The organism is Streptosporangium sp. NPDC051022 (assembly GCF_040683035.1).
In the GTDB taxonomy this organism is placed as follows: domain Bacteria; phylum Actinomycetota; class Actinomycetes; order Streptosporangiales; family Streptosporangiaceae; genus Streptosporangium.
In genome coordinates this window covers 70,753-81,509 of record NZ_JBFBCF010000025.1, presented here as the reverse complement: position 1 = coordinate 81,509, position 10,757 = coordinate 70,753, and the positions used below count along the sequence as shown (strand labels likewise).

The 10,757-nt window shown below is 69.2% G+C and carries 8 protein-coding genes and 1 pseudogene; 4 read left to right on the top strand and 5 right to left on the bottom strand.

Annotation, left to right across the window (positions count from 1 at the left end; genetic code table 11):
- Nucleotides 1-229 precede the first annotated feature (229 nt).
- The 4 genes from ssb to AB0N02_RS32785 all read left to right on the top strand — a co-directional run bounded on the left by ssb (nt 230) and on the right by AB0N02_RS32785 (nt 5,939).
- Complete coding sequence (gene ssb / locus AB0N02_RS32800; protein WP_363954321.1) at nt 230-1,027, top strand: single-stranded DNA-binding protein; 798 nt, start codon at nt 230-232, stop codon at nt 1,025-1,027.
- 1,409 nt (nt 1,028-2,436) lie between these two features.
- Complete coding sequence (locus AB0N02_RS32795; protein ID WP_363954319.1) at nt 2,437-3,735, top strand: GGDEF domain-containing protein; 1,299 nt, start codon at nt 2,437-2,439, stop codon at nt 3,733-3,735.
- 26 nt (nt 3,736-3,761) lie between these two features.
- Nucleotides 3,762-5,426, top strand: coding sequence for an energy-dependent translational throttle protein EttA (ettA, locus tag AB0N02_RS32790; RefSeq protein WP_363954317.1), 1,665 nt, complete (start codon nt 3,762-3,764; stop codon nt 5,424-5,426).
- Between the two features lie 69 nt (nt 5,427-5,495).
- Entirely contained in the window at nt 5,496-5,939 is a 444-nt protein-coding gene (locus AB0N02_RS32785; protein ID WP_363954315.1) for a thioesterase family protein, read from the top strand.
- Nucleotides 5,940-5,991: 52 nt separating this feature from the next.
- On the opposite strand, the gene AB0N02_RS32780 is transcribed toward AB0N02_RS32785, so the two are convergent.
- From AB0N02_RS32780 to AB0N02_RS32760, 5 genes and pseudogenes are all read right to left on the bottom strand, one after another.
- On the bottom strand, nt 5,992-6,633 hold the full coding sequence (locus AB0N02_RS32780) for a maleylpyruvate isomerase N-terminal domain-containing protein (protein ID WP_363954313.1): 642 nt from the start codon (nt 6,631-6,633) through the stop codon (nt 5,992-5,994).
- Nucleotides 6,634-6,806: 173 nt separating this feature from the next.
- The gene (locus tag AB0N02_RS32775; protein WP_363954311.1) at nt 6,807-8,342 is read right to left on the bottom strand and encodes an alpha-amylase family glycosyl hydrolase; all 1,536 of its coding nucleotides are present in this window, start codon (nt 8,340-8,342) and stop codon (nt 6,807-6,809) included.
- 26 nt (nt 8,343-8,368) lie between these two features.
- Nucleotides 8,369-8,755 (bottom strand): annotated as a pseudogene (locus AB0N02_RS32770) (globin); the annotation flags it as partial.
- A gap of 29 nt (nt 8,756-8,784) precedes the next feature.
- Nucleotides 8,785-9,669 carry a mechanosensitive ion channel family protein gene (locus tag AB0N02_RS32765; RefSeq protein ID WP_363954309.1) on the bottom strand — a complete coding sequence of 295 codons (885 nt, stop codon included), beginning with the start codon at nt 9,667-9,669 and terminating at the stop codon, nt 8,785-8,787.
- Nucleotides 9,670-10,316: 647 nt separating this feature from the next.
- Entirely contained in the window at nt 10,317-10,565 is a 249-nt protein-coding gene (locus tag AB0N02_RS32760; protein ID WP_363954308.1) for a hypothetical protein, read from the bottom strand.
- Between the last annotated feature and the right edge of the window lie 192 nt (nt 10,566-10,757).

Here is a 10,757-nt window from a genome sequence, read left to right as displayed (position 1 = left end):
CTCGGGCCCAGATCCGGTCTCCCAACGCCGACCGGGATCTGGGGCGTTCCGTTCTCCGTGACCGGATCCGTGTCTTCCGGACGGGTCCGGATTCGGTGTTGTCCACAGCTTTTCCGGGAGCGCTCCGAGCTGTCCACAGAACGCGGTTCGGGGGCTCGTGCCGTGGGCGGCTCGGGCCACTGTGTCTTTCACACGCCGGGCACTTCGCCCCGCTCTCATGGGAGGCACGATGAACGACATCTACGTCACGCTGACCGGTAACGTCGCCGCTCCGCCACGTCAGCACACCTTCCCGGACGGCTCGCGGGTCACCTCGCTCAAGGTTGCCTCGACGAGCCGTTACTTCGACCGGGAGAGCCAGCAGTGGTGCAACGGCGAGACGACCTACTTCGGCATTCGCTGCTTTCGGGGGCTCGCGGACAACGTCGCCCAGTCGGTCAGGGCCGGCCAGCCGGTCGTGGTGCAGGGACGGTTGCGGATCCGCGAGTTCGTCCACGAGGGCGAGCGCCGTTTCATGCCCGAGGTGGAGGCCAACTCGCTCGGGCACGACCTGCGCTGGGGTCTGGGAAGCTTCAGCAAGCCGCAACGGGGTGGGGCGGCCCCGGTGCTGGGCCGAGAGGAGCGTACCGAGCTCGACCGGGAGACGCACGACTGGGCCATGGGCACCTCCGCCACGGGCTTCACGGCTTCCCCCGTCACCCCCGCCGCGGCGGACGCTTCAGGGGCCCTGACCCTGCTGAGAGGCGGGGCAGGTGACGGAGAGATGACCGGAGACGGAGACGAGGGCGGTGAGGCGAGACGCGGAACAGCCGGAGAGACCACGGCCACGGAGACCACGGCTGAGGAGACCAGTGCCACGGAGAGCACCGCGCGGGAGAGGGCGAGCGCCGGGCGGAAGCCGAGAAGCGGGGTCAGAGGGGACGGGGAGCTGAGAGGCGGGAGCGGGGGCGGAGGCGACGGGAAGGCGCGTGTTGGGGAGGCGCATGACGAGACGCCATGGCCCGTGGAGACGCGCACGGCTGCCTGAGCCGCGTTCTCCCACGTTGCCTCGACCGGGGCTCGTGCTTCTTTCTCCCGGGGGAGGAGCACGAGCCGAAAAGGCTGACCGGAGGGGGCCAGGGACGACGGAAGGACAAGCGGCCGGAAGGGGAGCCGGTAAGGAAGCGGGAAGAGAAGAAGGAGAGGGAGGGGAATCGAAAGGGAAGAGAGGGGCAAACGGGGTGAAAGGGGGGGAAGCGGCCGAAGGTGGTCGGCGCTCCGCGGTGACGCGGTGACGCTGTGGCATGCCGGTGTGGTGGTGTGGTGGCGCACGGGTGCGGCGGTGTGCCGGTGTGGTGGTGCGGTGGTGTGGTGGCGCACGGGTGTGCCGGTGTGCCGGTGTGGTGGTGCGGTGATGTGGTGGCGCACGGGTGTGCCGGTGTGCCGGTGTGGTGGTGTGGTGGCGCATGGGCGCGGTGGTGTGCCGGTGCGGTGATGTGGTGGTGGTGCGGTGGTGCACGGGTGCGGTGGCGTGGGATGCCGAGGAAACGGCCGATGGATGTGGTTGTGTTCGGGTGTCCGAAAAACATCGTGGAGATCCTGTCCCGTAGATCTTTCCTGCGTTGCCGAGCGGTCAGGTCACCGACCGGTCAGACGGTGCGCGGCGGCCGGGAGAGGTGTGCTCTCCGGAAGGCGTGCCACGGCCTGCCGGCCTGTCGCGGCCGATCGGTTCTTCGCAACCGGTCGGTGTCACAGCAGGCAGCCCGTCGGTGTTTCGTGACCGATCGGCGGCAGGCAGGCGCCCGGCCCGGGTTTCGTGACCGATCGGCCGTGCGTAGGCGCCTGGCCCGGGTCTCGCGACCGATCGGCCGCACGCAGGCGACCGGCCCGGGTGTCGCGACCGGCCGGTGTCACGCAGGCAACCGATTGGTGTCTCACAGCCAAAAGGTGTGTCACGGTCGCGAGGCGTGTCACAGCCATGAGGTGTCACAACTGGTTGGTGTGCCACGGTTGGTCGGTGTATCACCGCCGGAAGGTGTGTCACGGCCGGTCGGCGTGTCGCCGCCGGTCGGCGTGTCACCGCCGGAGGCCGTGTCACAGCCGGGAGACGTGGTGCGGGAGGGGGCCGTGGCCGGTTGCGGTGACCGGGACATCCCGGGGTTCCCGCGGTGAACGCGGAACCTGCTCAGCGTTTTCGCGGGGTGGGGTGGGAACACCGCGAGATGTCGTCTGGGTGACCGCAGGAGATAAAAGATCTAAGGGACAGGATCTAGGTCCAGGTCACACCCCGCAGCATGGCTGCTCCTTTCCTACATGGACGGCTCTCCGGGGAGAACGGTCCCCAACAGTGAGTCACCTGATGAGTGGACCCACTCCGCCCAAGGTAGCGGTTCCCATCGCGCGGCGCACACTCCGCAACTATCGTGTTACACATCGTTAGTCGGAGAAGGGGACGACATGGCGGCACCCAGTCACACCTCGGTCAAATCACGCGACACCGTGACGACCCTGGCCGATCGGTGGCCCATCCTTGGTCAACGCCGTCCACTGGTTGTCTATCTTTGCGGCATCGTGGCCCTGGACCTCGTCGCAATCGGGTTTTTCGCCGCATCGAGCGATTTCTACTGGCACGACCTGCTCACCTTCGTCGCGCTGATGGTCTGTGGCGCCGTCTGCATCGAGGCGACCCGCCGACTCGGTATGCCCGCGGGCGTCTCCCGCGACCTGCTCTCCGCCTGGTGGCTGCCCGCCGCGTTGCTGCTGCCACCCGTTTACGCGCTCTTGGCGCCCATTCCGCTCCAGATCCTGTTGCAGAAACGGGTGCGGGAGACGGTCGTGTACCGGAGGGTCTTCAGCTCGGCGGCCATCAGCCTCGCGGGAGGCACGGCCTCGGTGCTGTTCCACGTGGTGGTCGGCCAGCTGGACGTCCTCACCGAGGGAACCGGCGGGCCGATCCTCGTCGCCGTCGGCTGCGCCGTCCTGTTCACCGTGCTGAACACCGCGCTGATCGCGATCGCGGCCCACACCGCCGTCCCCGACACCCGCTGGCGGGAGGTGCTGTGGAACCGTGAGAGCCTGCTGCTCGACGTGGTGGAGCTCTGTCTGGGCGTCCTCGTCGCCATCGCCTGCGCGGTGAACCTGGCCCTGCTGGTCCTGGCCCTGCCGCCGGTGGTGCTGCTCCAGCGCAGCCTGCTCCACGCCCAGTTGCAGGCGGCGGCCCGCACCGACCCGAAGACCGGCCTGCTCAACGCCGCGGCGTGGCAGCGAGAGGCGGACACCGAGATCGTCAGGGCGCGCCGCACCGGGGAGACGCTCGCCCTGCTGATCGTCGACATCGACCACTTCAAGCGGGTCAACGACACCTACGGCCATCTGGTCGGCGACCAGGTCCTGATCGGGGTGGCCGCCACCATCCGCAGTCAGTTGCGCGACTACGACGTGGTCGGCCGTTTCGGTGGGGAGGAGTTCGTCGTCCTGCTGCCGAGGGCCGACGTGACCGAGGCCCGCAGGGTCGCCGAGAGGTTGCGTTCCCGCATCGGGCGGATGGCCGTGCCGGCCGACGACAACATGGTCACCGTGACGATCTCCGCGGGAGTCGCGATCATGAGCATGCACGGAGACGATCTGATCGAGTTGCTCGCGGCGGCTGACCTGGCCCTTTACCGGGCGAAAGAGCTCGGCCGCGACCGGATCTGCCTGCCTGCCACGCCTGTGCCGCCCGCACGACGTCCTGGCCCCGAGGCCGCCCCTAGCTAAGCCCATCAGGCTCTAAGCTAGAAGGCATGCCGGAGTACATCTACACACTGCAGCGCGTGCGCAAGGCGCATGGTGACAAGGTCGTCCTCGACGACGTGACGCTGTCATTCCTGCCGGGCGCGAAGATCGGCGTCCTGGGACCGAACGGCACCGGAAAGTCGACGCTGCTGAAGATGATGGCGGGCCTGGAGCAGCCGTCCAACGGCGACGCCCGGCTCATGCCCGGCTTCACCGTCGGCATGCTCCAGCAGGAGCCCCCGCTCAACGAATCCAAGACCGTGCTCGGCAATGTCGAAGAGGGCGTCGCCGAGACCAAGGCCATGCTCGACCGGTTCAACGAGATCGCCGAGCTGATGGCCACCGACTACAGCGACGAGTTGCTCAACGAGATGGGCAAGCTGCAGGACGCCCTGGACCACCGTAACGGGTGGGACCTCGACAGCCAGTTGGAGCAGGCGATGGACGCGCTCCGCTGCCCGCCGCCGGACGCCGACGTCACCATGCTGTCCGGTGGTGAGCGGCGCCGGGTCGCGCTGTGCAAGCTGCTGCTCGAGCAGCCCGACCTCCTCCTGCTCGACGAGCCCACCAACCACCTCGACGCCGAGAGCGTCCAGTGGCTGGAGGCGCACCTGGAGAAGTATCCCGGGACCGTCCTGGCCGTCACCCACGACCGTTACTTCCTGGACAACGTCGCCAACTGGATCCTCGAGCTCGACCGTGGCCGTTGCCACCCCTACGAGGGCAACTACTCCACCTACCTCGAGGCCAAGGCGGCGCGGCTCAAGCTCGAGGGCCAGAAGGACGCCAAGCGCAAGAAGCGCCTGGAGGAGGAGCTGGAGTGGGTCCGCTCCAACGCCAGGGCCCGCCAGACCAAGAGCCGCGCGCGTCTGCAGCGTTACGAGGAGATGGCCGCCGAGGCCGACAAGCACCGCAAGCTCGACTTCGAGGAGATCCAGATCCCGCCGGGCCCGCGCCTGGGCACCACGGTCATCCGGGCCGAGAAGCTCACCAAGGGCTTCGAGGACCGGGTCCTCATGGACAGCCTGTCGTTCGACCTGCCGCGTAACGGCATCGTCGGCGTCATCGGCCCGAACGGCGTCGGCAAGACCACGCTGTTCCGGATGATCACCGGGAGCGAGACCCCGGACGACGGCCAGATCGTCGTCGGAGAGACCGTCAAGATCTCCTACGCCGACCAGAGCCGGGGCGGCATCGACCCGGCCAAGAACGTCTGGGAGGTCGTCTCCGACGGGCTCGACTACATCAAGGTCGGCCAGGTCGAGATGCCGTCGCGCGCCTACATCGCCGCGTTCGGGTTCAAGGGCCCGGACCAGCAGAAGAAGGCGGGCGTCCTGTCCGGCGGCGAGCGCAACCGGCTCAACCTCGCGCTGACCCTGAAGCAGGGCGGAAACGTGCTGCTGCTCGACGAGCCGACCAACGACCTCGACACCGAGACGCTCTCCAGCCTGGAGAACGCCCTGCTCGACTTCCCGGGATGCGCGGTCATCACCTCGCACGACCGGTGGTTCCTGGACCGCATCGCCACCCACATCCTCGCGTGGGAGGAGGGCTCGAACTGGTTCTGGTTCGAGGGCAACTTCGCCGACTACGAGAAGAACAAGATCGAGCGGCTCGGCGCGGAGGCGGCTCGTCCGCACCGGGTCACCTACCGCAAGCTCACCCGCGACTGATGCCGGCGGTCGCCGCCCCCGGCGCCCCCGCTGTGCGGTGGGAGCCGGGGGCTCGCTACCTTTTGGGATGTGTTCAAGCAGAGCGTGACCGACGCCATGAGCGATACCCGTAAGCACGTGTTCCTCAGAGCCGTCAGGTTCGCCGACGTCGACTCTCAGGGCCACGTCAACAACGTCAGGTTCCTCGACTATCTCGAGGACGCGCGCCTGGAGCTGTTCCACCTCGACCCCCACCGAGAGGGAGAGGCCCCCTTCAGCGGGCTCGTGGTGGCCCGGCACGAGATCGACTACCGGCGTCCCCTCACCTTCCGTGCCGATCCGGTCCGGGTGGAGTCGTGGGTGACCGAGATCAAGCCGGTGCGCTTCATCCTCAACTACGAGATCCGTGACGACGAGACGACCTTCGTCCGGGCCCGCTCCGTGCTCGTCGCCTACGACGTGAAGAAGGCCATGCCACGCCGGCTGGAGCAGTACGAGCTCGACTATCTGGAACGCTTCCTCATCGCCGGATAGCCGAGCCCGCGGACGCCCGTCCGGACGGACCCCGGCTGCGAAGGGGCGGGGGTCAGAAGGCGGTGATGGTGGCCGGGGCGCGTTCGGCGCGGCTGAGGGCCCGGATGACGTCGGTCGGGCCGTGGCGGCGTACGGCCAGCCGGGACAGCAGGTCGACGACCGCGTCGACGGCGCCCTGCGGGAACGCCGGCGTCGCGATGCCCACGCTGACCGCCAGGTCGTCGGAGTGGACCACGAGCTCCATCGTCCGGGTGATCAGCAGGTCGTCGAGCCGCAGCGACCACGGTCCCCACAGCGGGACGCGCGCCGGCCGGTCGGGCAGCGACGCCAGGAGGCCGGTCAGTTCCCCGAGGGCCTGGTCGACGCGTGCCACCAGCGCCGCCGGTCCCTCGGCCGCCAGCCGCTCGCCGCCGTTGCGGATGCGGACGTTGATGTCGCCGTCGAGGTCGGAGTCGATCCACTGTGCCCGGCTGTAGTGATCGAGCAGGGAGACGGTCTCCTCCTGCGGTTCCGGCCCGGCCAGGGCATCCGGGAGGAGCAGAACCTGGTAAGCCAGATGGCCCGCCAGACCGCCCACGCTGAACTCGGGCAGCGCGCTCGGTCCGTTCCAGGCCGCGGCGACCGCCGGCTCACGGAGCAGGTCGGCGGCCGAGCGGGCCGTGGCCAGGAAGTCGTCCCTGATACCGCTGGTCATTTCGCACCTTCCTCGTGGAACCTCGCCTGAACCGGCCGGACCCTCGTGGAACCTCGCCTGAACCGGCCGGACGGCCGGGCCGCTTCCACGTCCTGCCGGACGCCGGAACACAGCCTCCCACAGGGGAGACGGCCGGAGCAGGCGGGCCCCGTGGCGCCGGGCGGGGGCCGGTTTCAGGGGGTGTGCAGCCAGGCGGCGGTGTCCGGGGGGAGCAGATGGCCGTCCACCGGGGCGCTGCCGATCAGCACGTGCTCGTGCGGCGGAAGGGGGACCGGGCCGGTGCCGCAGTTGACGACGCACGTCATGGAACCGCGGGCGAAGAACAGCGCGTCATCGGGGGAGTCGAGCCAGGTGATCTCGCCGGGGAGCGAACCGCGCAGTGCGCGGCGGGCGCGCAGGGCCTGCCGGTAGAAGCTCAGGGTCGATCCGGGGTCGCCCGCCTGGCGGTCGGCGGTCAGCGCCGTCCACTCGATCGGCTGGGGCAGCCAGGGCCGCGCGCCGTCTGGGGAGAAGCCGTACGGCTCGGCTCCCCCGGACCAGGGAAGAGGTACCCGGCAGCCGTCCCGTCCCGCCAGTGTCCCCTTGGAGCGCGTGAAGATGGGATCCTGGCGGGCCCCGGGGGGAAGGTCCTTCACCTCGGGGAGGCCGAGTTCCTCTCCCTGGTACAGGTAGGCCGATCCCGGCAGGGCGAGCATGGCCAGCAGCGCCGCCCGGGCGCGGACGAGGCCGGTCGTGGAGTTGGTCAGGCCCTCGCCGTACCGGGTGACGTGGCGGACCACGTCGTGGTTGGACAGCACCCAGGTGGGGGCGGTCACGGAGGCCAGGGTGTCGTCGATGACCTTCCGGAAGGCCGTGGCAGACCAGGGGGCCTCCAGCCAGGCGAAGTTGAAGCTCTGCTGCAGCTCGTCGGGACGGACGTAGCGGGCGAGGTCCTCGGCGGAGTCGGTCCACACCTCGCCGATGGCCATCCGTCCGCCGGGGTAGGAGTCGAGCACCGTGCGCCACTGCCGGTAGACGCCGTGCACCTCGGGCCGTCCCCAGATGGGCGACTCGGCCCTGAACGCCTGGCCCTCGGGGGGAGTGTCCGGCAGGCCTTCGGCCTTGTACAGGCCCATCGCCACGTCGATCCTGAACCCGTCGACCCCGCGGTCCAGCCAGAACCTCAGCACGTCGAGGAACTCGGCGTGCACCTCGGGGTTACGCCAGTTGAAGTCGGGCTGCTCGGGGGCGAACAGGTGGAGGTACCACTGCCCGTCCGGAGTCCTGCTCCAGGCGGGGCCGCCGAAGGTGGACTGCCAGTTGTTGGGCGGCAGGTCCCCGCCGTGGCGGAAGACGTAGCGGTCGCGGCCCTCGCCCCGCAGCGCGGCCTTGAACCACTCGTGCTCGGCGGAGCTGTGGTTGGGCACGATGTCCACGAGCAGGCGCAGCCCGCACGCGTGGGCCTCGGCGACGAGGGCGTCGAAGTCGGCCAGCGTGCCGAAGAGGGGATCGACGTCGCGGTGGTCGGCGACGTCGTAGCCGCCGTCCGCCATCGGGGATCGGTAGAAGGGGGTCAGCCAGATCGCGTCCACGCCGAGCTCGGTGAGGTACGGCAGGCGCTCCCGGATGCCGGCCAGATCGCCGACGCCGTCTCCTGAGGCGTCGGCGAAACTGCGAACGTAGATTTCGTAGACGACGGCATCACGCCACCAGGGGGTTTCCATGTGCATGGGCTGCCCTGGGGTGACGGGGTTTATTCGTCAGGGGCGTTGACCATGCTGTGCGCGGCGTAGACGAGATAGTCCCACAGGCGCTTTTCCAGCTCGTCGGGGAGCTCCAGCGAGATCACCGCGTCGTGCATGTGCTTCAGCCAGGCGTCGCGCTCGGCCGAGCGGATGACGAACGGATTGTGGCGCATCCGCAGGCGCGGATGCCCGCGCTGCTGACCGTAGGTGTTGGGGCCGCCCCAATATTGGATCAGGAACAGACGCAGCCGGTCTTCGGCACCGACGAGGTCGTCCTCGGGGTAGAGCGGGCGGAGCACGGGATCCTCCACCACGCCTTCGTAGAAGCGGCGGACGAGACGGCGGAAGGCCTCCTCACCGCCCACGGCGTCGTAGAAGGACTGGGGTTCCTCGGGGATCGCGGACACGTCACCAAGCCTAAGCGACGTCAGGTGGCGATCGGGATGGAAGCCAGGTCCAGCGCCGTCTTGACGCGGAAGCGAAGCTCCCTGGCGATCTCGGCCTGCCGGGAGGGGATCGTCTTGGCGCTGACCCGGAAGACGATGGCGGTGCCGGAGATCTGCTCGATTCCCCAGACCTGCGGCTCCTCGACGATGACCGAGTCGCGGAAGTCGGTGTCCTCCCACAGATCGTCGGCCACCTTCTTGAGCAGGTCGCGGACCACGGGGATGTCCGCGGTGTAGGCGACCGGCACGTCGACCGTGGCGCGGGACCAGCCCTGGGACTCGTTGCCGACGCGCGTGATGGTGCCGTTACGGACGTACCAGACCCTGCCGTCGGCGTCGCGGAGCCTGGTGATGCGCAGGGTGACGGCCTCGACGGTGCCGACCGCGGCGCCGGCGTCGATCACGTCGCCCACGCCGTACTGGTCCTCCAGCAGCATGAACATGCCCGCGATGAAGTCCTTGACGAGTTCCTGGGCGCCGAAGCCGATCGCGACGCCCAGGATGCCGACGCTGGTCAGCAGGGGCGCGATGGGGACGGACAGGCGTTCGAGGATGGTCAGGGCCGCGGTGCCCAGGATGATGATCGAGGCGACGGACTTGAGCACCGAGCCCATGGTCTCGGCCCGCTGTCTTCGCCGCTCGGCCACGAGGGCGTCGAGGCCGTCGAGGGGGATGGCGTCCTTGCCGCGCAGCCGCCCGGCCAGGGACGGCCTGCCGGAGGATGCGCGCTGCACGACGCGGGTGATCAGGCGGTGGGCCGCCTTGCGCAGAACCAGTGCGACCCCCGCTATCAGCGCGATGGCGATCGCGCCCGCGACCAGGCCGGCGATGATCGGGGCCCACTGGGAGGGGAGAACGGCCTGCACGAGCCCGCAGATTACTCCACCGTCCTCTCCACATGAACCGCTCATTAAGCCCGCGCCCTTGTTGACCAGTTCCAGCACATCAGGCAGGACCGACGAGGTGGGGCTGGGCGAGGGGGAGACAGAAGGGGTTGGCGAGGGGACGAGCAGGAACACGGAGTGGATCCCTCCCGGATCGATTCGGTTGACAAAGGGGGGTTAAGTCAGGCGACTCACCCATTTTGCCGATCGAACCGGCCGCCGTCACATCACGCCGGGGAGGACGGGAGCGTCCACACTCGGGGCCGCGGGGGCGCGCGTGGACGTTCCGGTGACGGGTGGCCCGGACGGGGCACGCACCCGGAAGCGTGTCCCGTGCCGTTTCCAGGGGGATCCCTCCGATCCCCGCCCGGGCGGGCCCGGACGGCGGCTTGTGGTCGCGCTCGAGCCTGTGGCTCGGCTCACATGTGGACTTCGTCACACACGGGTCTCACGAGGGGTCCGGAGCACTGCCGGTCTCGGAGCCGGTCGTGTCCGGGACGATCTGGGAGCCGGCGGGGTGCCCAGCGTCCGAGGACGCTCCGCACCGGATCACCCCGCCGGCTCCGTCGAGCCGCGGTGGGCACGGGCCCCGGGTGGCTGCGACTCCGCCCGGGACACCGCCGCCTAGCTCACTCTCCCACCGCGGCGAGCACTCGGGCGACCTTGGTCGCCGCGCCGGCGGGGTCCTTGACCGTGTGCATCCGTTCTCCCCAGGACCACCAGTAGTACCAGTCACGGTGGCTGGGGGCGGCCTGCGCGCGGCAGGTGACGTTCTCCGCCAGGCTGGTCGCGTTCGGGTTGATCACGCGGACGAAGGCGCGGCCCGCCGTGGTCCGCACCACCCGGGCGTGCAACCCGCGAGCGTCAAGCTCTGACACCAACCGTTCCAGGTGCCCGAAGCCGTCTTCCCCCACCTCGCCCCTCCCTATTGGTCTTGGCCGATCCCTCACCGAACCGTGCTCGACCGGTTACCCGAATCGGTGCTGGTTGGCCAAAGATGACTCACAAGACCCGATGGGTCAATGTCGGCTCTACCAAGATCGGGATATGCATTGTCCCAAGTAGGTTGA